The 23179-nt window shown below is 47.6% G+C and carries 22 protein-coding genes; 16 read left to right on the top strand and 6 right to left on the bottom strand.

All coding sequences use genetic code 11. The features are described from left to right. Positions 1-8: 8 nt before the first annotated feature. The 3 genes from BLL41_RS10580 to cimH form a co-directional block, all read right to left on the bottom strand. A complete protein-coding gene (locus BLL41_RS10580; protein ID WP_071577805.1) occupies positions 9-203 on the bottom strand; it encodes a hypothetical protein in 195 nt (64 codons plus the stop codon). A 57-nt stretch (positions 204-260) separates the two neighbouring features. Then, the gene (locus tag BLL41_RS10575; RefSeq protein WP_083427984.1) at positions 261-1949 is read right to left on the bottom strand and encodes a M56 family metallopeptidase; all 1689 of its coding nucleotides are present in this window, start codon (positions 1947-1949) and stop codon (positions 261-263) included. A gap of 121 nt (positions 1950-2070) precedes the next feature. After that, positions 2071-3423 (bottom strand): citrate/malate transporter CimH, encoded by a 1353-nt coding sequence (gene cimH / locus BLL41_RS10570; RefSeq protein ID WP_071577803.1) that lies wholly within the window; start codon positions 3421-3423, stop codon positions 2071-2073. Between the two features lie 554 nt (positions 3424-3977). Between cimH and cydA the strand changes: the two genes are divergently transcribed. From cydA to BLL41_RS10545, 5 genes are all read left to right on the top strand, one after another. After that, positions 3978-5384, top strand: a complete 1407-nt coding sequence (gene cydA / locus BLL41_RS10565) for a cytochrome ubiquinol oxidase subunit I (protein ID WP_071577802.1) — start codon at positions 3978-3980, stop codon at positions 5382-5384. Continuing rightward, on the top strand, positions 5368-6384 hold the full coding sequence (gene cydB, locus BLL41_RS10560) for a cytochrome d ubiquinol oxidase subunit II (RefSeq protein WP_071577801.1): 1017 nt from the start codon (positions 5368-5370) through the stop codon (positions 6382-6384). The genes cydA and cydB overlap by 17 nt, the downstream gene beginning before the upstream one ends. After that, complete coding sequence (gene cydD / locus BLL41_RS10555; RefSeq protein ID WP_071577800.1) at positions 6384-8087, top strand: thiol reductant ABC exporter subunit CydD; 1704 nt, start codon at positions 6384-6386, stop codon at positions 8085-8087. Before cydB ends, cydD begins: the two co-directional genes overlap by 1 nt. Continuing rightward, the gene (gene cydC, locus BLL41_RS10550; RefSeq protein WP_071577799.1) at positions 8084-9811 is read left to right on the top strand and encodes a thiol reductant ABC exporter subunit CydC; all 1728 of its coding nucleotides are present in this window, start codon (positions 8084-8086) and stop codon (positions 9809-9811) included. Before cydD ends, cydC begins: the two co-directional genes overlap by 4 nt. A gap of 283 nt (positions 9812-10094) precedes the next feature. Next, positions 10095-10925, top strand: coding sequence for an NAD(P)H-hydrate dehydratase (locus BLL41_RS10545; RefSeq protein ID WP_071577798.1), 831 nt, complete (start codon positions 10095-10097; stop codon positions 10923-10925). Positions 10926-10939: 14 nt separating this feature from the next. Here BLL41_RS10545 and BLL41_RS10540 read toward each other — a convergent pair whose 3' ends face one another. Continuing rightward, positions 10940-12313, bottom strand: a complete 1374-nt coding sequence (locus BLL41_RS10540) for a cytosine permease (RefSeq protein ID WP_071577797.1) — start codon at positions 12311-12313, stop codon at positions 10940-10942. Positions 12314-12523: 210 nt separating this feature from the next. Between BLL41_RS10540 and sigY the strand changes: the two genes are divergently transcribed. From sigY to BLL41_RS10510, 6 genes are read left to right on the top strand one after another with little or no spacing between them, the layout of a single operon-like run. Continuing rightward, positions 12524-13060 (top strand): RNA polymerase sigma factor SigY, encoded by a 537-nt coding sequence (gene sigY / locus BLL41_RS10535; RefSeq protein WP_071577796.1) that lies wholly within the window; start codon positions 12524-12526, stop codon positions 13058-13060. Then, positions 13053-13373 (top strand): YxlC family protein, encoded by a 321-nt coding sequence (locus BLL41_RS10530; protein WP_071577795.1) that lies wholly within the window; start codon positions 13053-13055, stop codon positions 13371-13373. Before sigY ends, BLL41_RS10530 begins: the two co-directional genes overlap by 8 nt. Continuing rightward, a complete protein-coding gene (gene yxlD, locus BLL41_RS10525; protein WP_071577794.1) occupies positions 13370-13576 on the top strand; it encodes a sigma Y negative regulator YxlD in 207 nt (68 codons plus the stop codon). Before BLL41_RS10530 ends, yxlD begins: the two co-directional genes overlap by 4 nt. After that, a complete protein-coding gene (gene yxlE / locus BLL41_RS10520) occupies positions 13573-13761 on the top strand; it encodes a sigma Y negative regulator YxlE (protein ID WP_071577793.1) in 189 nt (62 codons plus the stop codon). Before yxlD ends, yxlE begins: the two co-directional genes overlap by 4 nt. A 6-nt stretch (positions 13762-13767) precedes the next feature. Next, positions 13768-14655, top strand: a complete 888-nt coding sequence (locus tag BLL41_RS10515; RefSeq protein WP_071577792.1) for an ABC transporter ATP-binding protein — start codon at positions 13768-13770, stop codon at positions 14653-14655. Beyond that, a complete protein-coding gene (locus BLL41_RS10510; protein WP_071577791.1) occupies positions 14652-15428 on the top strand; it encodes an ABC transporter permease in 777 nt (258 codons plus the stop codon). Before BLL41_RS10515 ends, BLL41_RS10510 begins: the two co-directional genes overlap by 4 nt. Here BLL41_RS10510 and BLL41_RS10505 read toward each other — a convergent pair. Further along, positions 15425-16627 (bottom strand): MFS transporter, encoded by a 1203-nt coding sequence (locus BLL41_RS10505; RefSeq protein ID WP_071577790.1) that lies wholly within the window; start codon positions 16625-16627, stop codon positions 15425-15427. The genes BLL41_RS10510 and BLL41_RS10505 overlap by 4 nt on opposite strands. 103 nt (positions 16628-16730) lie before the next feature. Beyond that, the gene (gene katX, locus BLL41_RS10500; RefSeq protein WP_071577789.1) at positions 16731-18374 is read right to left on the bottom strand and encodes a catalase KatX; all 1644 of its coding nucleotides are present in this window, start codon (positions 18372-18374) and stop codon (positions 16731-16733) included. A gap of 128 nt (positions 18375-18502) precedes the next feature. Between katX and BLL41_RS10495 the strand changes: the two genes are divergently transcribed. The 5 genes from BLL41_RS10495 to licC all read left to right on the top strand — a co-directional run bounded on the left by BLL41_RS10495 (position 18503) and on the right by licC (position 23178). Continuing rightward, positions 18503-19093 carry a DNA-3-methyladenine glycosylase gene (locus tag BLL41_RS10495; RefSeq protein ID WP_071577788.1) on the top strand — a complete coding sequence of 197 codons (591 nt, stop codon included), beginning with the start codon at positions 18503-18505 and terminating at the stop codon, positions 19091-19093. Between the two features lie 28 nt (positions 19094-19121). Beyond that, on the top strand, positions 19122-19280 hold the full coding sequence (locus tag BLL41_RS10490; protein ID WP_071577787.1) for a hypothetical protein: 159 nt from the start codon (positions 19122-19124) through the stop codon (positions 19278-19280). A 162-nt stretch (positions 19281-19442) separates the two neighbouring features. Continuing rightward, the gene (licR, locus tag BLL41_RS10485; protein ID WP_071577786.1) at positions 19443-21368 is read left to right on the top strand and encodes a transcriptional regulator LicR; all 1926 of its coding nucleotides are present in this window, start codon (positions 19443-19445) and stop codon (positions 21366-21368) included. Between the two features lie 127 nt (positions 21369-21495). After that, positions 21496-21804, top strand: a complete 309-nt coding sequence (gene licB, locus BLL41_RS10480) for a PTS lichenan transporter subunit IIB (protein ID WP_069150575.1) — start codon at positions 21496-21498, stop codon at positions 21802-21804. 15 nt (positions 21805-21819) lie between these two features. Next, complete coding sequence (gene licC, locus BLL41_RS10475; protein WP_071577785.1) at positions 21820-23178, top strand: PTS lichenan transporter subunit IIC; 1359 nt, start codon at positions 21820-21822, stop codon at positions 23176-23178. Position 23179: the final 1 nt, after the last annotated feature.

The raw sequence follows: 23179 nt of genomic DNA, 5'->3' as shown, positions 1-23179 counted from the left end.
GGAGGCGCTCAATCGCCTCCGCCGCCACAGCCGGAATCGCTGAAACCTCCGTCACTGCCGCATCCATCATGGTGCGAGCTATGATCTGAATAACCGAAATACCCGCTGTCCGCCTGCTGGCGGCTTTTATTTTCCGAGGGCTGCGGCTGAATGACTGAAAGAAAAACAATAATAGATATAAACAATAAGATGATCACAATCACTTCGCGTCACTCCCTTTTTACACCATATCTGTTATACGGATGAAACGCTGACCGGTTTCATTTCAAAGTGATCGATTCTTTCAGGCGGTCTCTGAGCCAGCGCTTCAGCACCCCGTGTCCTTTATTTGACAATAAAGTGCCGACACGCCAATACATAGGGGGATGAGGGGCGAACTGAAAATCAATCAATCTGAAAAGCCAGCTTTTATCACGGGTGAGAGAGTCAATTTGAAGCTCGTCTTCATCTGCTTCAGAGCTATAGGCACTTTGTTTCTGTATGTCCTCATCCTGCCGAACCGCCAAGATCCTCAAGGCTTCAGCCATTTGTTTGTAACCGCCTTCCAGCAATGATGCGCCAAGGTTGTCAGCACGCACCTCCATCCATTGTGAACAAAAGGATTGATAGAGCTGGAACAGGATAATGATTGCCATAATGAAAGCCCAAAGCGCAATTTTGTGGGCCTCGGGATGGGTGATATGCTGCTCAAACAAGAGGAAAATCCCAACGACAGCTCCAAGATATAGAAAACGCAAAAGCTGTGATGACAGAACGTCACGTTTTTTGATATGAATCGCCTCATGGGCCAGAATGCCTTCAATGACACGCTGTGGAAGTGTTAGTGTGGCGCTTGTCAGGATGACCATTGACCTCCCGACATTCATGCCTACTGCCATTCCGTTGTAATCATCACTCTCCGTTTCGTATATGCGGACATGGGAAATGCCGGCCGATCGGAAAATCTTATCGGCCGCTGCCTGTACATGCGGATGATGACAAGGCTTGGCGTCCATCGCCGCCTGCAACACACGGTCTGACATATACATGTTGAATACCCAATACAGGATTACGGCAACAGCCATGACCCATGGAGAGGCGTGTAATGCGTATAACGCGAGCACCAATAAGGCGTAAGCGGATACCCCTTTTACGCTGGCGGCAAAATAAAGCTTCCCGAGCAGCCGCTTCACATTTTTTCTATGATAAAACGGCAAAACAGAAATCACATTGTCCACATTGTTTTCTTCATCTGTGTATTCTCGGAGAATCGTTTTCCATTTTTGCGGTTCCTTCACCGTCAGAAACAGTGTTTCGCCGGGAAGAGACAGTTTAATGACTTGCTGAAAGCTTGTTGTCAAATCTAAACGGGGTGAATACATCGTCATAAGCGGATGGAGCTTTAAGAGATCTGCCGTTGATTCAAGCTGAATGTCCTTCAAATCGGAAAGTGGGTATGTACGGGTTTCATAGTGTGAGCTGATATGCAATTTTTCTAAGGCAGCCGAATAAAAAACCTTTACGCTGAAAACATTCAGTATGCGCTTCACCAGTGCCCCTCCGCCAGAGATCATGCCGAGAAGGATCACATATTTGAGAGGGCTTGTGTCAGGTCCATAGATGAAAAAAATAACAGCCCCTGCAAACACAATGGCGGTCAGCGTAATGTCTGACAGGAGACGTGTTTTGTTTCTGGCCAGCTCGATTTCCTGCCAGTCTCCCGAAGGTTTTTCCGCACGCTCTGAAACAATGAGATCCATTGCGGTCCAATAGCAGAAGAACATTGTCGCGATTGAGACAATGCCGTCCATGAATGAGAGATGAGAGAAGATGTAAACTGCAGCGCCGACCCAAAGAACAATATCAATCCAGAAGTCTACGGCCGGAATGAGTTTTGCTGCCAGGGCTGATATCAAATAAAATCCCAGCCCGAGAAGCATAAAGAGAAATAGATGAGTTCCCATAGGCATGCCAGATTCCTTTCTATCTAGTATTTCCAACTATTACTATAGCATGGGATGGGAACTTACAAAAACACGGACATGCAAAAAGCAAGCTCTTTCGTTTTCCGAAGAACTTGCTTGCGGTGTATCAATAAAATTGGTGCAGCAGCAATAGGGTTAAGGACACTGTAATCGCTCCCCCGATGCGGGTAGACACCTGGGCGAACGGCATCAGCTCAAGCCTTTCCGCCGCGCTTAAAATAGCGACGTCACCGGTGCCGCCTTGCCCTGAATGGCATGCATTAATAATAGCGGTTTCAATCGGATACATGTTCAGCCATTTTCCGGTGAAGAAGCCGACGGCCATCATGGTCACAACGACAGACAGAATCGTAATGATATTGCTGAGGTTAAAGGCGGCGATAAGCTTGTCCCACGGCGTCATGGATACCCCGATCGCAAAGAGCAGCGGATAGGTCACAGCTGTTGAAAAGAAGCGGGACACGCCAAACGCGCCATTTTCAATTGAGGCAGGCACCAATCTGAACAGCTTTATGAGAACAGCCAGTAACAGCATGGCAACGGGTGCCGGAAAACCGAAAAAATCGTGAGCGAGCATGCCGACTAAGTATAAAGAAACAGCAAGGATACCGCCTGACGCAAATAAAGAAAGGTTGAACATTTGCTGTCCGCTTTGTGATTCCTCCAGCGCAGGGGACTCTTCTTCGGAGCGGTCCACTTTGCCGTTGCCTGTCCATTCCGGTTTTTTCTTTCCGATTCTGTTCAGCAAGCCCGCTAGAATAATCGCACACAGGCTGCCCAGCATAATCGACGGGAGAACAAGTGCGAACGCTTCCCCTTGAGAAATGGGCATGATGTCAGAATAACCGATGGACAGCGGGATAGCACCTTCTCCGACTCCTCCAGCCATGATCGGAATGACAATGTACAGCAGGGTATGCTGAAATCCGAGTCCGAGCAAAGTCCCGACAGCCAGTCCGACAATAGCGGCTGTGACAGAACCGACAATAAGTGGAATAAAGATTTTCATAAATGCTTTTACGAGTGTTTCTCTTTTCATGCCGAGGATGCTTCCAACGACAATGCCGGCGATAAACAAATATAGAAAGTTTGAGTTTTCTGTAAATTCAGTGGTGGATTTGACGATATCATTAGGCAGCAGGTGATAGTAAACGACAGCGGATGGAATAAAAGTAGCTAGGATGGCCGGGCCGCCGATAGAACGAACAATCGGTATCGATTTGCCGATTTGGGCAAAGGTAAACCCGAAAAACGCCATGACGGCAATGGATGTCAAAATGTCACTTTTTACATCGTGATGCATAACAAAAACAGTGATTAATATAAACAGCAAGGCATACACAGGAAGCGGTATGATGCCTACTTTTATATTCATGGCTTTCGCAAACCAATTCTCTTTTCGAACCCCTTCGTGAATTGTATCCGTTTGCAATTGCGGTTGTGTTTGAAGCTCTCCCATTGAAAAACCTCCCCTATTCTTGATGCAGTGAAATTGTTCACTATGTTAAGTATACTAAAAAATTGAAATTATTAATATATTAAAAATTTACTATTCAGCTTTTCCCCTCTCGCCGGTTCAAATGGAAAGAGGCATTCTGACTAAAATCGGTTTATGACGGAATGCTGAGAATCGAGTGCTGGGGCGGGGCTGAGCATTTTGTTCGCAAGGAACAATGTGTTGATGTACGATGATAAAGGGTCATTTATCCTAGCAGCCGACATAAATAAGCAACAAAATAGACAAAAAACCGTCACATAGTACGGGACTTTTTAGGTGTTTTAGGCTTTATTTTTGAAATGAATCGTTGTAAAGTACTTAATATGAACCAGTCAGAGATTGTATCATTTGGTCAGTCTAGCAATCTTGCATCATATTGGACGACTTTTTGATACATTTGTGAAATACTGAACAATATTTTTTTCGTCTATTTTGTGAATTACTGATCAAAGTTTTGGTTCTATTTGTGAAGTGATGAGCAAATAACAGTTTCAACCGGAAATGGAGGAGAAAGCATGAGTGAATTGGTATTAGCCCGCATACAATTTGCATCCACAACGTTGTTTCATTTCTTGTTTGTGCCGATGTCTATCGGGCTTGTGTTTATGGTTGCGTTGATGGAGACTCTTTATCTTGTGAAGAAAAATGAGCTGTATCTCAAAATGGCAAAGTTTTGGGGGCACTTATTCTTAATAAATTTCGCAGTCGGTGTTGTAACGGGGATTTTGCAAGAATTCCAGTTTGGACTGAACTGGTCTGATTACTCCCGTTTTGTCGGAGATGTATTTGGCGCTCCGCTTGCGATTGAAGCCTTATTGGCGTTTTTCATGGAATCTATTTTTATCGGATTATGGATATTTGGCTGGGACCGCCTGCCGAAGAAAATTCACGCTCTCTGCATATGGCTCGTATCATTTGGAACGATCATGTCATCTTTCTGGATTTTAACAGCAAACTCCTTTATGCAGGAGCCGGTCGGCTTTGCAATCAAAAACGGCCGCGCGGAAATGAACGACTTTGGCGCGCTGATCACAAACCCTCAGCTTTGGGTTGAATTCCCGCACGTTATTTTCGGTGCGCTTGCCACCGGGGCTTTCTTTATTGCCGGAGTAAGTGCTTTTAAACTATTGAAGAAAAAAGAAGTGCCGTTCTTTAAGCAATCTTTTAAACTCGCAATGATCGTTGGCCTTTGTGCAGGCCTTGGCGTCGGCCTCAGCGGACACATGCAGGCTGAGCACTTAATGGAATCACAGCCGATGAAAATGGCTGCCAGTGAAGGCCTATGGGAAGACAGCGGTGACCCTGCTGCTTGGACCGCTTTTGCCACGATCGATACAAAAAATGAAAAAAGCTCAAATGAGATCAAAGTTCCTTATGCCTTGAGCTACTTGGCTTATCAGAAATTCAGCGGAAGTGTCAAAGGGATGAAAACCCTTCAGGCTGAGTACGAAAAAGTATACGGAAAAGGCGACTATATTCCGCCGGTAAAAACGACATTCTGGAGCTTCCGCATCATGGTTGGCGCAGGCGTTGTCATGATTCTTGCAGCGCTAGGCGGCCTCTGGCTGAACCGCCGCAAAAAGCTTGAAAACAGCAAATGGTATTTGCGCATCATGATCGCTTTGATATCCTTCCCGTTTCTTGCGAATTCTGCGGGCTGGATTATGACAGAAATCGGGCGTCAGCCTTGGACGGTTATGGGCTTGATGACAACGGCTCAATCCGTGTCGCCTAACGTAACAGCGGGCTCCTTGTTATTCTCAATCATCGCATTCGGTGTAATGTACATGATTCTGGGCGCGCTGCTTGTCTTCTTGTTTATCCGTGAGATTAAAAAAGGTGCCGAGCATGATGATCATCATGAAGTGCCTGTATCAACAGATCCATTTAGTCAGGAGGTATACCATGGCATCTCTTCATGATCTTTGGTTTATACTCGTTGCTGTATTGTTTGTAGGATTCTTCTTTTTGGAAGGCTTTGATTTCGGGGTCGGCATGGCGACCCGTTTTCTTGGCCATAATGAATTAGAACGCAGAGTGCTGATCAACACGATCGGACCGTTCTGGGACGCGAATGAAGTGTGGCTTTTGACTGGCGCGGGCGCCATTTTTGCGGCATTTCCAAACTGGTATGCAACGATGCTGAGCGGTTATTACATTCCGTTTGTCATTGTGCTGCTTGCGTTAATGGGCCGCGGGGTCGCGTTTGAGTTTCGCGGCAAGGTGGATCATTTAAAATGGGTAAAGGTTTGGGACTGGGTCGTTTTCTTCGGCAGTCTGATTCCTCCGTTTGTGCTTGGTGTTCTGTTTACGACATTATTCCGCGGAATGCCGATTGATGCTGACATGAACATTCACGCACATGTATCTGATTATATCAATGTATATTCTATACTTGGCGGTGTGACGGTAACACTTCTTTGCTTCCTGCACGGATTAATGTTTATCACGCTGCGTACGATTGGTGATTTGCAAAAACGCGCCCGAAAAATGGCGCAAAACATAATGGGTGTTGTTTTTGTAGCGGTTCTTGCCTTTGCGGCTCTTTCTGCGTATCAGACAGACATGTTTACACGCCGCGGAGAAATTACCATTCCGCTCGTTGTTTTGATTGTCATCTGCTTTATGCTCGCGGCTGTATTTATCCGTAAGAAAAAAGACGGCTGGACATTTGGGATGACAGGCGCTGGTCTTGCGCTGACCGTGGGAATGATCTTTATTTCCCTATTCCCTCGCGTAATGGTCAGCTCGCTTCAAAGCGCATACGATTTAACAGTAGCTAACGCTTCTTCCGGTGATTATTCGCTTAAAGTCATGTCAATTGCAGCATTAACGCTATTGCCGTTCGTCATCGGCAGCCAGATCTGGAGCTATTATGTTTTCCGGAAGCGCGTCAGCCATAAGGAGCCTATGACTTATTAATGGGAAAAGACCTGTTTCGATATAAAGGAATGAAGCGGATACTCACTGTGATTACTTGTTTAACGCTGATTCAGACAGCCGCTATTATTATGCAGGCAGAGTGGCTGAGTGAAGCCGTAACCGGACTGTTCAACGGGAAGGGCATTACCTCCCTTTATCCGGTGATCGGCTTTTTCCTCATCGCTTTTGTCGCACGGCACGGGGTGACGGTGGCGCGTCAGAAAATCGTCTATCAATATGCCGCCCAGACAGGTGCAGATTTGAGAAAAAGTTTTCTTGATCAGCTGTTCCGTTTAGGGCCCCGCTTTGCAAAGAAAGAGGGGACGGGGCAAATGGTGACGCTGGCGATGGAAGGCATCAGCCAGTTCCGCCGCTACCTGGAGCTGTTTCTGCCGAAAATGGTCAGCATGGCGATTGTGCCTGCGGCGGTTGTCATTTATGTGTTTTTTCAGGATCGCACATCAGCCATCATTTTAGTCGCTGCTATGCCGATTCTGATCATCTTTATGATTCTCCTCGGCCTTGTCGCACAGAGAAAAGCGGATCGTCAGTGGAAATCCTATCAAAGACTTTCCAATCATTTTGTTGATTCTCTTCGCGGGCTGGAGACATTGCGTTTCCTAGGTTTGAGCAAGTCACACAGCAAAAATATTTTCTATGTGAGTGAGCGGTATCGCAAGGCAACGATGAGTACACTCCGGGTGGCGTTTTTGTCATCATTCGCCCTCGATTTTTTCACGATGCTGTCGGTGGCGACAGTCGCAGTATTTCTAGGCCTGCGCCTCATTGACGGCGATATTTTGCTTGGCCCTGCTTTAACGGCGCTTATTCTGGCGCCTGAGTATTTTTTGCCGGTGCGGGAAGTGGGGAATGATTATCATGCAACGCTGAACGGCCAGGAAGCAGGAAAAACCATTCAAGAGATTTTGTCGCAGCCTGGTTTTAAAGAAGAGACGCCGCTTCAGCTCAAGGCTTGGTCCGGTCAGGATGAGCTGAAGCTGTCAGGCGTGTCAGTCGGCCGTTCGGTTTCTGATATTCACCTGTCATTCAAAGGTAAGAAAAAAATCGGCATTATCGGTGCAAGCGGTGCCGGAAAATCAACATTAATTGATATCCTCGGCGGATTTTTGGAGCCGGATGGCGGGATGATTGAGGTTAATGGCACAAGCCGGTCCCATTTGCAGGACGGCAGCTGGCAGAAAAACCTTCTGTACATCCCTCAGCATCCGTACATTTTTGATGATACGCTTAGCAATAACATTCGCTTCTACCACCCAAGCGCTTCGGCAGAGGATACAGTCCGTGCCGCTGCTGCGGCGGGTTTGACGGAGCTGGTGGATAAGCTTCCTGACGGATTAGAGGGGCGAATCGGGGAAGGCGGCCGGGCGCTCAGCGGCGGACAAGCACAGCGTGTCGCGCTGGCCCGCGCCTTTTTGGGAAACCGCCCGATTCTGCTGCTGGATGAGCCGACTGCCCATCTTGATATCGAAACAGAATATGAAATAAAAGAAACGATGCTGGATTTATTTGAGGATAAGCTCGTCTTTCTCGCGACTCACCGCCTTCACTGGATGCTTGATATGGATGAAATTATCGTGCTTGACGGGGGCAGGGTTGCGGAAATCGGAACTCACGATGAACTGCTGAAGAAAAACGGTGTGTACACCAAACTCGTGAAGGCACAACTGGGGGAAAGAGCATGAAGAAAGAAGAATGGATTCTGCCGTATATCAAGCAAAATGCCCGCCTGTTCGTTCTGGTTATCTTTTTGGGCGCGGTGACGATTTTTTCTGCTGCTTTTCTCATGTTCACCTCAGGGTTCTTGATTTCTAAAGCAGCGACAAGGCCGGAAAACATTCTGCTTATTTATGTGCCGATTGTCGCTGTCCGCACCTTTGGAATTGCACGGTCTGTGTCGCGATATGTGGAACGGCTCGTCGGACATCACATCATTTTGAAAATCGTATCCGACATGCGCGTCCGCCTTTACAATATGCTTGAGCCGGGTGCTTTGATGCTGCGTTCCCGTTTTCGCACGGGGGATATGCTCGGCATTTTGTCTGAGGATATTGAACATTTGCAGGATGCTTTCTTAAAAACAATTTTTCCTGCGATCTCAGCCTTGCTCCTGTATGCTGTGTCAGTGATAGCGCTCGGCTTCTTCTCTTGGCCGTTTGCCATATTGCTTGCGCTTTATTTGTTTGTTCTTGTTGTATTGTTTCCGGTTGTGTCTTTACTCGTGACGAGAGCGAAGAATGCGAAGCTGAAAAGCGGACGGAATGTGCTGTACAGCCGTCTGACAGATGCCGTGATGGGTGTCAGCGACTGGATGTTCAGCGGACGCCGGCATGCTTTTATTGATGCGTATGAAAAAGAGGAACATGATTGGTTTGAGCTTGAACGGAATAAACAACGCTTTACAAGGTGGCGGGACTTTGCTGCGCAATGCCTTGTCGCCGGCCTTATCTTGTTGATGCTGTTTTGGACGGCGGGACAGCAAGCGGACGGCGAGCTTGCTAAAACGATGATAGCTGCTTTTGTGCTTGTGGTATTCCCGCTGACGGAAGCCTTTTTGCCGCTTTCGGATGCCTTAGGCGAAGTGCCGGGCTATCAGGATTCTATCAGACGCATGAACAAGGTGGCTCCTCAGCCGGAGGCGTCACAAACAGAATCAGGGGCTCAAATGCTCGATCTCCAAGATGTTACCCTGTCCTTTCGTGATGTGACGTTTTCTTATGACAACAGCAGCCAAGTGCTTGACAACTTTTCCTTTACGCTGCGCCAAGGAGAAAAAATGGCGCTGCTTGGTCGGAGCGGCTCTGGGAAATCAACGTCGCTTGCGTTAATCGAAGGCGCCTTAAAACCGGACTCCGGTTCTGTGACGTTAAACGGAGTGGAGACAGCGCTGTTAAAGGATCAGATTGCTGATGCGGTGGCTGTGTTAAATCAAAAACCGCATCTGTTTGATACGAGTATTTTGAACAACATCAGGCTCGGAAACGGAGAAGCAAGCGACGATGATGTGCGCCGTGCCGCAAAGCAGGTTAAGCTGCATGACTACATTGAGTCGCTTCCTGACGGATATCATACCTCTGTACAGGAAACGGGCATCCGTTTTTCCGGTGGAGAGCGCCAGCGGATCGCACTTGCGCGGATCTTGCTGCAGGATACGCCGATCATCATCCTTGATGAGCCAACAGTCGGCCTCGATCCCATCACTGAGCGTGAATTGATGGAAACGGTGTTTGAGGTGCTGAAAGGAAAAACGATTCTATGGATCACACACCATCTCGCGGGAGTGGAAGCAGCCGATAAAATCGTATTTCTCGAAAACGGTAAAACGGAAATGGAAGGAACCCATGAGGAGCTGTTGGCGGCAAACGAACGATATCGCCGCCTGTATCACCTTGATGTTCCTGTAAAATAGAAGACAGCCCTAAAAGGCTGTCTCAGCGTGTCGACAAACCCTCGCATTCGTTGTCAGGCCTGCGCGTCGGTGCTCACGAATTAGAACATTCGCTGTGCTCCGATGCTCACCCTTCCTAGACTTCAAGGGTTCTCAATCACGCTGAATAGATGACATAATCATAAAATGAAAACCATTTTATGATTTTATCAACAATCTAAGACAGCCCTAAAAGGCTGTCTTTTTTGTTTGAAAAAGAAAAGGTACAGGAAAAATAGGAAAAGAAAGCAGAGGAGGGATAGAGATGAATGTTCCATTTTGGACGGAGGAGCATGTGAGGGCCACGCTCCCTGAAAGAGATGCAGAGAGCCATAAAGGCACGTACGGTACGGCTTTGCTGCTGGCTGGAAGCGACGACATGCCGGGAGCAGCGCTGCTTGCAGGGCTTGGAGCCATGCGGAGCGGTCTCGGCAAGCTTGTCATTGGTACATCTGAAAGCGTGGTCCCGCTGATTGTTCCTGTTCTGCCTGAGGCGACCTATTGGCGTAACGGCTGGAAAAAAGCGGCGGAGGCTCAGCTTGAAGAGACGTACCGGGCCATTGCAATCGGATCGGGCCTTCCGCAAACGGAAAGCGTACAGCAGGCGGTCGATCATGTGCTTACAGCTGATTGCCCTGTTATTTTGGATGCCGGAGCTCTGGCGAAGCGCAAATATCCGAAACGGGAGGCGCCTGTCATCCTTACGCCGCACCCGGGCGAATTTTCCCGCATGACAGGAGTGCCAGTGAATGAGCTGCAAAACAAAAGAGCGGAATATGCAAAGGAATGGGCGGCTCGGCTGCAGACTGTCATTGTATTAAAAGGAAATCAAACCGTCATCGCGTTTCCGGATGGCGACTGCTGGCTCAACCCAACCGGAAACGGGGCGCTCGCCAAGGGCGGAACCGGTGACACGCTGACGGGTATGATATTGGGGATGCTCTGCTGCCATGAGGACTCGAAGCATGCCATATTAAACGCAGTCTATCTGCACGGTGCGTGCGCCGAGCTCTGGACGGACGAGCACTCCGCTCATACGTTGCTCGCTCATGAGCTATCTGACATGTTGCCGCGCGTGTGGAAGCGATTTGAATGATAAAAAAGCTGTCTTCATAGAGAAGACAGCTTTTCTTGATACCCCGCCCGTTTTTTCAAACGCGGCTTCATTAATACATAGTAAAGCACAGAAGGCACGGCCAATCCGATAATCCATGCGATGTCACCGCCGCCAAACATTTTGGCAAGCGGTCCGATGTAAAAGCTTGTATTGATAAACGGAATTTCCAGCAAGATGGACAGAACGAACGCAATCGTGGTGATCCAATTGACCTTTCCATAAGGCCCGTTTACGTCGAACATGGCTTTAACTTGATAATTTCCGTGGCGGACAAAGTAGTAATCGACTAAATTGATTGCCGTCCACGGAATTAAGAAATAACTGATGAAAAAGATAAAATTCAAAAACAGCTCCATAAAGTTGCTCTGTCCCAGTAGGCTTAAGACTGTGCCGACAAGCGTGACACCCAGGATCATGATGATTCTGACTTTGGGCGTGACTTTTAATTTCAGAAACGGCTCCAGCGTTGTTGTCGTGGACATGAAAGCCCCATACAGGTTAAAAACATTGATCGCCATTTGCCCAAATAACACAATGATCAGCATAATAAACGAGAAGGGACCGAACAATTGGACAATCTGGCTGCCTGAGTTTGCCGTAAAGTCAGGAAGTGAGGTTGTCAGCAATGCGCCGAGCAGCATCATCCAGATGGAGCTGACAGATGTACCCGCATAGCTGTACCAAAATGTTTTTGAAGCCGGTGTTTGTATTGGCAGATATCTTGAATAATCGGCAACATACGGCGCGTAGGCAAGCTGCCATGTCGCAACTGCGCTGACTGCCACCAAGAAAATTGGCAGATCAATCGCTCCGGGAATCCAGCTGCCTGCCGGAATCGGCAATTGAAAAATGAGAATCGTTGCAGCAAAAAATACAGCAAAAGAGGTCCAAGAAAGGATTTTTTGCATTTTGTGAATCAAATCATGGCCGAAAATGGTGAGTAAAAAACATACGGCGCTTAAGCCTATAATGCTCCATGATCCCGGGATGGGAACAAAGCTGCTTAAGGTTCCGGCTGCCAGAATCGTGCTGCTTGCGAAGAAACCAAGGTAGATAAACATGACTAAGAAGAGGGGAAGAATCGCTCCGATTACGCCGAATTGGGCACGGCTTTGAATCATTTGCGGGATGCCAAGCTGAGGGCCTTGCGCGGAATGAGACGCCATAAATATGGCACCGATTAATGTTCCGCAAATAATAGCGGCAACACTCCAAAATAGATTAAGTCCCATTGCAACGGGAATCGTGCCGGTCACTAACGTGGTGATATGCATATTAGCCCCGAACCATACGGGAAATAAATCTTTCGCCTTACCATGTCTTTCTTCATTAGGAATATATTCAATCGTTCGCCTTTCTACTTTCAATGCATCGTCCTCCATATTGGATATTTTTAAAATCGACATAAAGTCATAGCTTAACAGACTGTGCGGGGGTTTACAAATGCGGATGTGCAGCCATACGGCCGAGAAGCCTGATCTGTCAATGGCTGAAAAGAATTGTAAAAAAAGATGAACGCTTTTAAATCCGGTGTCGTCACATAAGGCAGAAAAACAAAAAAGGGGGGATCACGGTCATTGGATACACATGAAGAACAGCGGCTGATCCAGCAGGCGAAAGAGGGAAACGACGAGGCGTTTACAGCCCTTTTCCACTATCACTATTCTTTCTTATATAAATACTTGTTAAAGCTTTCCCTTCACCCTGATCTCAGCGAGGAGCTTGTTCAGGAAACCTTTCTGAAAGGGTACATCCATTTAAGAAGCTTTCAGGGTCGTTCAAAATTCTCCACATGGCTGATCTCCATTGCATCGCGGCTCTATCTCGATCACCAGAAAAAGAGAAAGAGAGAATGGAAACGGAATCAGACAGTTACGGAGGAAACTATCCGCAAGATCAAGTGGGACGTGTCGGCGAAAGGGGCAGAGTGGAGTGAAACGCTCGATCTGTTTTCAAAGCTGGACCCTAAACTGCGCACACCAGTTTTATTAAGGCATTACTACGGCTATACCTACGCCGAAATCGGGATGATGCTTCAAATCAAAGAAGGCACTGTAAAGTCCAGAGTTCATAAAGGGCTTCAGCAAATCAGAAAGGAGTGGGACGATGAATAAAGAAAAGCTTTCTGAGCATTTAAAATCAGAATGGCAGAAAATTGATCAAACAGCCAATCCCCCTATACCGAATCAAAAAGAACTGCTTTACCAGCTGTCACAAATGAAAGCAGAACGCAGAAGAAAACTGCTAAAAGAGATTATCTTATTTGTATTCTGCGCGCTGATGGTTGTGAGTGCGGCGATCCTGGCATTCACTCAAGCTCCCGCTGTGTTTATTGTGCTTCAGGTTTGTGTGCTTGCGGTGCTGCCGATTTTGATTGCGGCTGAGAAAAAAAGGCATCTCGGCGAATGCGAGGTGAAACGCAGATGACACAAACAGAAATTGTCATAACAGTTGCGGCTTGTCTCATCGTATTGTCACAGGGAATCTTTTTATTTATTGATGCGAAAAAACGTAATCGCATGGCATGGGTTTGGGGGATTGTCGGATTGATTCAAGCACCGGTGCCTCTGATTTGTTATTACTTTTTTGTCATTAGGCCGGATCGGAAGAAAAGGGGGATCAAGCAATGAATATTTCTTGGGAAATGATTTTGCCGCTGATTGTATTACAGTTGGCTTTGGCGGTGTTTGCTCTCATCAGCTGTATAAAAGAAGAGCGGACAAACGGGTCCAAGTGGATGTGGGCTGCAATTATCGTATGTATCAATATTATCGGGCCGATTTTATTTTTCACCGTCGGCAGAAAGCAAAGGTGAGCGGGCATGCTGTCTATTGAGTCATTATACAAATCGTACCGGCATCATGAAGCTGTAAAGAATGTCAGTTTTCATGTGAATGAAAATGAGTGTGTCGCACTATTAGGACCTAATGGAGCCGGCAAAACCACATCCCTGCAAATGCTGGCCGGACTGCTTTCGCCAACTTCCGGAAACATTAAGCTGTTAGGGGAGAAAAAGCTGGACCGGCGATTGATTGGGTACCTCCCGCAGTATCCTGCTTTTTATTCGTGGATGACCGCAAATGAATTTTTGACATTTGCAGGGCGACTATCCGGTCTTCCAAAGAAAAAGTGCCAAGAGGAGATTGGTGAGATGCTGGAATTTGTCGGTTTGCACGAAGCGGCACACAAAAGGATCGGGGGCTATTCAGGAGGCATGAAACAAAGACTCGGTCTGGCACAGGCACTGCTCCATAGCCCGAAGCTTTTGATATTGGATGAACCGGTGTCTGCACTTGACCCGACAGGACGGTTCGAGGTGCTGGACATGATGCGGGAGCTGAAGAAGCATATGGCCGTTCTGTTTTCTACACACGTTTTGCACGATGCAGAGCAGGTGTGTGATCAAGTGGTGATTATGAAAAACGGTGAGATTTCATGGAAAGGTGAGCTGCAGGAGCTGAAAAAACAGCATCAAACGAACGTTTTTACCCTTACAGTGAAAGAGAAGCTGAAGGGCTGGCTTGAAGAGAAGCCTTACGTCTCAGCTATTGTCTATAAGAATCAATCCCAAGCTGTTTTCGAGCTGCCTGATATACACGCTGGCCGGTCATTATTAAGTGATTGTATCCGGAAGGGATTGACCGTCACCCGTTTTGAACAGAAAAACGAGTCTCTTGAAGACGTCTATCTCAAGGTGGTGCACGCATGAAGGTGATGATGGCGCTATTGCAGAAGGAATGGCTGGAAGGATGGAAAAGCGGCAAGCTGGTTTGGCTGCCGATTGCGATGATGATCGTCGGGCTGACACAGCCGCTGACCATTTATTATATGCCGGACATCATCGCACATGGAGGAAACCTTCCTGACGGCATGAAAATCAGTTTTACGATGCCCTCCGGGTCTGAAGTGATGGTCAGCACGCTTTCTCAATTTAACACGCTTGGCATGGCTCTGATCATCTTTAGCGTGATGGGCAGTGTAGCCAATGAAAGGAATCAAGGGATAACAGCTCTGATCATGTCACGTCCTGTGACGGCAGCCCATTATATCGTGAGTAAATGGCTCACCCAAAGTGTGATCGGCATTCTGTCGTTCGCAGCTGGATACGCGCTTGCTTATTATTACGTCCGGCTGCTGTTTGAGGACGCATCATTCAGCCGGTTTGCCGCAAGTCTCGGCCTTTACGCTCTTTGGGTGATATTTATTGTGACTGCCGGCCTTGCCGGAAGCACGATATTCCGGTCTCTCGGAGCAGCTGCGGCTTTCGGGATCGGGTTTCCAGCAGTTGTTTCCTTTGCTGTTTCACTATTCCCAGATCATGCGAAGTGGCTTCCGGCCGAGCTTTGCAAGCAGGCGGAGCATATCCTTCTTCATGGAGAGCGGGCAGGTTTTTTCGGATGGTCACTCACTTTCTCCATACTGTGCATCTTGCTTCTTGCCATGTTTTCTGTGTGGCGCTTCCAGCGGTATGAAAGCTATTAATTGATCATGTTACGTTTTTGCGCGAGCATCACAAAAAAGGCGGTAAATGCCAGCGACCCGGCTCCATAAAAAACTCCCGCAAGCCCGAAAAGCTGTGCGATTTTCCCGGCAAGAAGGGGCCCGAGGAAGATGCCTAGCGCATAAAATGATTGATAAAACCCCATCACTGACATTTTTAAACGGACAGAACTGATTTCGACGACATGGCTTAGCAGCAGAGGAAAAATGAAGCCGAGCGCCAGCCCGATACAGGCGTGTGTGATGCAAACCGTGAACAATGTGGCTGAATAAGGAACATATAGCAAGCAGACCCCGGTGACAGCAAAACTGATGAGCATTACGGAGTAGGCGATGCGACTTGTAAAGCGCAGAAAAACAAAGCTTAATGTGGCGGCTGCGTGAGGGAGGAAAAAGGCGCTCATCACCCAAAGCAGCTCTGCGTCCCCCATTTCGAGCTGATTGATGTAAAGCGGCGTAAAACCAAACACTGTCATAAATAATACGGCATGAGCCGTCATAGACAAGATGGTGAAAAGCTTCAGCTTTGGCAGCCGCAATGTGTCTTTGATGTATTGATTGACACGGATGGTGTCACGATTCGCTGGGGGAGCAGACGGATCTTTAATAAAGCAGCAGATCACCAGACCTGCGGCAGAGGCTGCCAGCGCCATCCAAAATGGAATCTGTCTGCCTAAATGGGCTGCGGCGAGCCCGCAGAACACAATACTGGCAAACTGAGGCATGACGGTAAAAAACTGCATGATGCCCATTGCTTTTGATGCATTGCCATTGTTGAAATAATGTGCGTATAAAATGGTCGCCATCACCCACATAGAAGCAGTGATTCCCGCAAACAGCCGGGCGGCCAGCACGAAGAAGAAAGAATCAAACATCAGAAAAAGCAGGCTGCTGAGGACGGAAAAGCCGAACCCGGCAATTAACAATTGCTTGCGCAAGGAAAACAGGATATCTGACAAAAGGCCGAGCGGGAATCGCAGAAGGATTTGCGTGACCCCGTAGCTGCCGAGAATGATGCCGATTGCGCCATATGAAAAGTGCAGATCCTCCAAATACAGGCTGAATACAGGAACGTAAATATAGCCTGAAAACCAGAAACAAAATACCATGCATAAAAAAACGGCGTGATCTAAAGCGCCGATTGTTTTTTTCTGAGGAATCAAGTCCTGCTGTAATTCCATCGTATCTCTCCACCCCTTTCCTTCCAGTACAACACAATTGTTGAAAGCGTTTCAATAGAAAAATAAAAAAACAGGGCTTCTAAAAAAGCCCTGTTCGCTGTTTTTAATACGGATCAGACGGATGGCTCTCCTGTTCAGCCTGCTTTGCAGCCTGTTCCGTTTCAGTTGTGCCGATCGGCCCGTTGCTGTTGTTTTCGGAAACTTTTTTCAGCCCTTCCGCGACGCGTTTTCCGTAGTCAGGATCAGCTTTTGTGAAATTCTCAATCATTTGATCCTGGATTTCTTTTCGGCACGTAGAAAGCGTATTCACCAAATTCGTAATCAATTCGTTCCGTTCAAATTCAGTAAATCTCCGGTATGTTTCCCCAGCCTGTCCGAAGTTGTTTGTTCTGTCAATTGCTTCACGCTTTACATCACCTTCGACATGCGGGGTATGATCTTTTCCATCCTGCTTCGCTTCATTGAGCCCGCCCATAATGGATGGCTCATAGTTGACGTGCGGGTTTTGTCCTTCTGCTCTATCGACCCGATATTGCATTTGCCCGCCTTCCTGGTTGGTGGCGACATGCTTTTTCGGCGAGTTGATCGGGAGCTGCAGGTAATTTGCGCCTACACGGTAGCGCTGCGTATCAGAGTAGGCAAACGTCCGTCCCTGAAGCAGTTTGTCATCGGAAAAATCAAGACCGTCGACAAGCACTCCCGTTCCAAATGAAGCTTGCTCCACTTCCGCATGGTAGTTTTTCGGATTTTTGTTAAGCACCAATTTGCCGATCGGTTTCCATGGGAAATCGTCTTTATACCACAGTTTTGTCGGATCAAGAGGATCAAAGTCCAGTTCAGGGTGTTCATCATCGCTCATGATTTGGGCATACACTTCCCACTCCGGATAATCGCCATTTTCGATCGCATCATATAAATCCTGTGTGGCATGGTTAAAGTTTTTCCCTTGGATCTCTTCTGCTTCCTTCTGTGTCAGGTTGCGGATGCCCTGCTTTGGTTCGAAATGGTATTTCACGAGAACGGCCTTGCCCTCCTCATTCACCCATTTATAGGCATGTACGCCTGAACCCTGCATTTGCCGGTAGTTGGCCGGAATACCCCAAGGCGAAAACAAGAAAGTGATCATATGTGTCGCTTCAGGAGACTGAGAAATGAAATCGAAAATACGTTCACCATCCTGAATGTTGGTCACTGGATCAGGCTGAAATGCGTGTACAAGATCCGGAAATTTCAGCGGGTCGCGGATAAAAAAGATTTTCAGGTTGTTCCCGACCAAATCCCAGTTTCCGTCTTCTGTATATAGCTTTACGGCAAAACCGCGCGGGTCTCTCAATGTTTCAGGTGAGTGTTTTCCATGATTCACAGTTGAAAAACGGACAAATGCCGGTGTTTTCTTGCCTTTTTCCTGAAAGAGCTTGGCCCGGGTGTATGTTGAAATCGGTTCGTCTCCGAAGCTTCCGTACGCTTCAAAATACCCGTGTGCACCTGCTCCCCTGGCATGAACAACGCGCTCTGGGATGCGTTCCCGGTCAAAGTGGCTGATTTTTTCGAGAAAATCATAGTTCTCAAGTGTAGTAGGCCCTCTGTTCCCGACGGTTCTCACATTTTGGTTGTCAGTAACAGGATGCCCCTGCCTATTCGTTAAGGTATCCTCTGACTCATTTTTCCCGGACGTCTTATGAGAAAGCGCTTCCTCGCTTCCTTGGGAATTTGATTGGTGCTGCTTGTTTTGATGATCATCTTTCAATGGTTGGCCCTCCTTTTTTGAACGGTAACAATATTCCCTGAATGGAAAGATTTTAAAACAGCCGTTTTTTTTGATCTGCTTCGGGAATGGTACAATGTACAAAAATCGGTAAAAGGAGAGGTCGATTCGTGACGAGAGAAAAAAATCCGCTGCCCATCACGTTTTATCAAAAAAACGCTCTTGAGCTTGCCCCATCGCTTCTCGGCTGCCTTCTTGTAAAAGAAACAGACGAAGGCATAGCGTCAGGTTATATTGTGGAAACAGAGGCCTATATGGGGGCTGGGGACAGAGCGGCACACAGCTTTAACAACCGCCGGACGAAGCGGACTGAAATCATGTTTGCAGAAGCTGGGCGGGTGTATACATATGTGATGCACACACATACATTGCTGAATGTCGTTGCCGCGGAAGAGAATATCCCGCAAGCGGTATTAATCAGGGCGATTGAGCCGCATGAAGGCCAGCTGTTAATGGAGGAGAGAAGGCCGGGCAGAAGTCCTAGGGAATGGACAAACGGGCCCGGAAAGCTCACAAAAGCGCTAGGCGTGACGATGAATGACTACGGACGCTGGATCACGGAACAGCCGCTTTACATTGAAAGCGGGTACACACCGGAGCAGATTTCAACCGGTCCGCGCATCGGCATCGACAACAGCGGGGAGGCCCGCGATTATCCATGGCGTTTCTGGGTGACGGGAAACAGGTACGTGTCGCGTTAGCATGTTTAAGCAAGAGGCAATCAGGGGAATGGTTGAGAAAAAAGAAGGGAGAATCGGAGCTTTGAAAAAGATGATCAAAACCGTTATCAAATGGGCGCCGCTCATTTACCCGATTGTTCGAAAAATCATGAAGGATCGAAAGGCGTCTAAACAAAAGAAGATGTCCGCATCCAGAACAGCCGGCTGACCCCGGCTGTTTTTTTATAGGTCAGTTTTCCCTCTCGTCCTCCGGGTGTTCATTGACTTGCCATTCTCTCCATTATAGAATTTATATACATTTCGAATCCCTTCATCATCCTTTCTGCCTATTTACTGAATCCCTGCATCTACTAGATAGGAGGTTTTTCTCATGCTTCATGGGCGACTTCGTGATATTCTGCGCTTGCTGATGGCGGCTGAAGCCCCGTTGACAAGCTCGTTTTTTGCCGCGCAATTAAACGTAACGACGCGGACGGTCCGCAATGATATAAAGGAACTGCAAGGTGTACTAAGCGGCCACGGTGCCTTTGTACAATCGGTAAGAGGCTCCGGCTACAAGCTCAGCATTAATGACGAGCAGACTTTTAGGGTGCTGCTGCAAGATGTGTTTCAGCAAAAAAAGGGCCTGCCGGTATTGCCTGAGGAGAGAATGGCCTATCTTATGAAACGTCTGCTGCTGGCGGATCATTACCTCAAGCTCGATGAACTGGCTGAAGAACTATTCATCTCAAAATCTACTCTCCAATCGGATTTAAAGGAAGTAAAGAAACGTCTGCTGCCTTACCGCATCGTCATGGAAACACGTCCGAATTATGGCTTCAAGCTGCGCGGGGAAGAGGTGCAGATGAGGTACTGTATGGCGGAGTACATTGTCGATGAAAGAGAAACGGAGATGGATGTTTTGAATGAAAAGGCTGATATTTTGCCAAGGGAGGAAATTGAGATCATCCGTTCCGCCATCCTGAAAAAAATGAGAAACGACCGCATTCCTCTGTCCAACTTGGGACTGAATAACCTCATTATCCATATCGCTATCGCCTGTAAACGGATCAGAACGGAAAACTATGTATCTCTTTTCCCTGAAGATATGGATCATATCCTGCATCAAAAAGAATACCAGGCTGCAGAAGCCATCGTAAAAGAACTGGAATCAGCGCTTGCCGTTACGTTTCCGAAAGACGAGACAGCGTACATCACCATGCATCTCCTTGGCACAAAACGAATGACACAATCACAATGCGGAGAGGACACATTTTCAATAGAAGAAGAAACCGATCAGTTGACATTTGCCATGATCAAAGCCGTTGATCGTGAACTGAAGCTCGGCATTCTGCATGACAAAGAGCTGAAAATCGGATTGGCCCTGCATGTGAAGCCGGCGATCAGCCGCAACCGATACGGCATGAATCTTCGAAATCCGATGCTGGCAGCGATCAAGGAACATTACCCGCTCGCTTTTGAAGCTGGGATCATTGCGGGGTTAGTGATAAAGGAACAAACAGGCATCGACATTCATGAAAATGAAATTGGATATTTGGCTCTGCACTTTGGTGCCGCGATTGAACGAAAAAAAACAGAAAGCCCGCCGAAACGCTGTATCATTGTATGCGCATCGGGTGCCGGAAGCGCCCAGCTTCTGCGCGAAAAACTCCGTTCCCATTTCGGCAATCGGCTCGATATTCTTGGAACGGCTGAGTATTACAGTCTTGACCAAATATCCTATGAATCCATCGATTTTGTCATCAGCACCATTCCGATGAAAAAAGAGCTCCCTGTACCCGTACTGAAGGTTAACACACTCTTAGGCGGAACTGACTTTACAAAAATAGAATCCATTCTAAGTGATGAAAAGGAAAAAGCCGTCCGCTATCTTAGAAAGGAACTCGTTTTTTTTCAGGAGGATTTGCGCTCAAAAGAAGAAGTGATTCGATTTTTAGGGCAGAAAGCGTTCGAATGCGGCTATGCAGATGAAGAAATCATAGATTCCATTTTTGAAAGAGAAGACATGTCGCCAACGTGCTTTGGCAATCTAGTTGCCATCCCGCACCCGCTCGTTCCGCAGACAAAAACTACGTTTTGGGCCGTTTGCACGCTCAAAAAACCGATCGATTGGGAGAATCAGCGTGTTCAATTTGTCTGTCTGCTTTGTGTCGAGAAGGAGAATACAACGGATTTGCAAAGCATGTATAAACTTCTGGGCAGCATTTTGGATGACCCGGCGGCGGTGAACCAGCTGATCAAATGCCGTTCGTATCAAGAGCTTTCGGATGTGTTTGACCAAAAAAAGATGAGCTGACAGACTGTATATACCTTTTTTCCGTTTCCTGCGGAAAAACCTTGAGTGTTTATGAAAGCGATTTCATAATATGATGATAGCAACAGCAGGATATAACAAGATTGATCAAACATTAGGGGGTCTTTACATGAATATATTACTCGTGTGTGCGGCAGGCATGTCTACTAGCTTACTGGTAAGCAAGATGGAAAAAAGTGCGCAGGAACAAGGAAAAGACTATACCATTTGGGCAGTTTCAGGCGATTCTGTACAAAATCATATCGATAAAGCGGATGTACTGCTTCTCGGGCCGCAAGTCCGTTATATGCTTCCGCAGCTCAAAAAATTAGGAGAGTCAAAGGGGGTTCCGGTAGACGTCATTAATACCGTCCATTATGGCACTTGCAACGGGGCGGAAGTGCTGAAATCGGCTGAACAGCTTGGAAATGTGTCATAGAAAGGGGCGGGCTATGTGAATAAAGTCAATCAGATCTTAGAAGAAAAGGTCATGCCTATAGCGGGAAGAATTGCAGGACAGCGTCATTTGCAGGCATTGCGTGATGGTATCATCCTCACGATGCCGCTGATTATCATCGGTTCCTTTTTCCTTATCATCGGCAACCTCCCAATCCCGGGATACGCTGAGTTTATGGCGAAAACGTTTGGCAGCTCCTGGTCTGAAAAACTGGCCTACCCAGTCGACGCCACCTTTGAAATTATGGGTCTAGTCGCCGCGTTCGGCATCGCCTACCGGCTCGCCGAGAAATACGGCGTTGATGCCTTGTCGGCCGGAGCCATTTCCCTTGCGGCATTTTTATTAGCAACACCTTATCAAGTGCCGTTTACACCGGATGGAGCGACGAAAGAAATCATGGTCGGCGGCGGGATTCCGCTTTCGCTCATGGGAAGCAAAGGCCTGTTTGTCGCCATGATTATCGCGATGGTGTCCACAGAGATTTACCGCCTCATTATCCAGCGCAATTTAGTCTTCAAAATGCCGGACGGCGTTCCGCCAGCGGTAAGCAAGTCATTTGTCGCTTTAATTCCTGGCTTTGCCGTCATCTTTCTGATTTGGGCAGCCCGGCTGGTAGTTGAAGCGACACCGTTTGAAAGCCTTCATAATATTGTAAGCGTTTTACTGGGGACCCCGCTTTCCATTCTTGGAGGAAGTCTTGGAGGAAGCCTTGTCGCCGAAGCCGTCAAAATGCTTTTATGGGCCTGCGGACTTCACGGCGCCAACATTGTCGGCGGCGTCATGGCACCGATTTGGTACGGCGCAATGGATGCTAACCGGATCGCGTTCCAAGCCGGTGAGGAGCTTCCTAAGATTTTCACCCAGCAATTTTTCGATATCTGGGTCAATATTGGCGGAAGCGGCGCGACATTGGCACTGGTTGTCACGATGTTCCTGCGTGCCCGAAGCAAACAAATGAAACAGCTCGGAAAGCTTGCGATCGGCCCGGCCATCTTCAATATTAACGAACCGATTATATTCGGAATGCCGATCGTCATGAACCCAATGCTCTTACTTCCATTTATCATCACGCCGCTTGTCACAGTGACACTCACATACATTGGAATGAGCACAGGCCTTGTCGCAAAACCGGCGGGTATCGCAGTGCCGTGGACCATGCCGCCGATCTTTTCAGGCTACTTGGCGACAGGAGGAAAAGTCTCAGGCGCGGTCATGCAAGCCATTAATATCGCCGTATCCTTTGTTGTCTACTACCCATTCTTCAGAATGTGGGATAAGCAGAAGCTGAAAGAAGAAAACGATTTGGAGCTGGTCCAAACACCTGCTGCATCAGATGACAAGGAAGCGGCTCTGTAGA

It is taken from the genome of Bacillus sp. FMQ74, assembly GCF_001875785.1.
Taxonomy (GTDB): domain Bacteria; phylum Bacillota; class Bacilli; order Bacillales; family Bacillaceae; genus Bacillus; species Bacillus stercoris.
Note: the sequence above shows the minus strand (reverse complement) of the source record. Positions and strands in the feature narration are given on the sequence as shown.

Excerpts from the sequence above, each read along its gene's own strand:
- cydC (WP_071577799.1), top strand. The coding sequence starts at position 8,084 with ATGAAGAAAGAAGAATGGATTCTGCCGTATATCAAGCAAAATGCCCGC.
- BLL41_RS10490 (WP_071577787.1), top strand. The coding sequence starts at position 19,122 with ATGGTTGAGAAAAAAGAAGGGAGAATCGGAGCTTTGAAAAAGATGATC.
- cydD (WP_071577800.1), top strand. The coding sequence starts at position 6,384 with ATGGGAAAAGACCTGTTTCGATATAAAGGAATGAAGCGGATACTCACT.
- BLL41_RS10545 (WP_071577798.1), top strand. The coding sequence starts at position 10,095 with ATGAATGTTCCATTTTGGACGGAGGAGCATGTGAGGGCCACGCTCCCT.
- BLL41_RS10515 (WP_071577792.1), top strand. The coding sequence starts at position 13,768 with ATGCTGTCTATTGAGTCATTATACAAATCGTACCGGCATCATGAAGCT.
- BLL41_RS10505 (WP_071577790.1), bottom strand. The coding sequence starts at position 16,627 with ATGGAATTACAGCAGGACTTGATTCCTCAGAAAAAAACAATCGGCGCT.
- cydB (WP_071577801.1), top strand. The coding sequence starts at position 5,368 with ATGGCATCTCTTCATGATCTTTGGTTTATACTCGTTGCTGTATTGTTT.
- BLL41_RS10530 (WP_071577795.1), top strand. The coding sequence starts at position 13,053 with ATGAATAAAGAAAAGCTTTCTGAGCATTTAAAATCAGAATGGCAGAAA.
- BLL41_RS10575 (WP_083427984.1), bottom strand. The coding sequence starts at position 1,949 with ATGCCTATGGGAACTCATCTATTTCTCTTTATGCTTCTCGGGCTGGGA.
- licR (WP_071577786.1), top strand. The coding sequence starts at position 19,443 with ATGCTTCATGGGCGACTTCGTGATATTCTGCGCTTGCTGATGGCGGCT.
- licB (WP_069150575.1), top strand. The coding sequence starts at position 21,496 with ATGAATATATTACTCGTGTGTGCGGCAGGCATGTCTACTAGCTTACTG.
- cimH (WP_071577803.1), bottom strand. The coding sequence starts at position 3,423 with ATGGGAGAGCTTCAAACACAACCGCAATTGCAAACGGATACAATTCAC.
- yxlD (WP_071577794.1), top strand. The coding sequence starts at position 13,370 with ATGACACAAACAGAAATTGTCATAACAGTTGCGGCTTGTCTCATCGTA.
- yxlE (WP_071577793.1), top strand. The coding sequence starts at position 13,573 with ATGAATATTTCTTGGGAAATGATTTTGCCGCTGATTGTATTACAGTTG.
- cydA (WP_071577802.1), top strand. The coding sequence starts at position 3,978 with ATGAGTGAATTGGTATTAGCCCGCATACAATTTGCATCCACAACGTTG.
- BLL41_RS10510 (WP_071577791.1), top strand. The coding sequence starts at position 14,652 with ATGAAGGTGATGATGGCGCTATTGCAGAAGGAATGGCTGGAAGGATGG.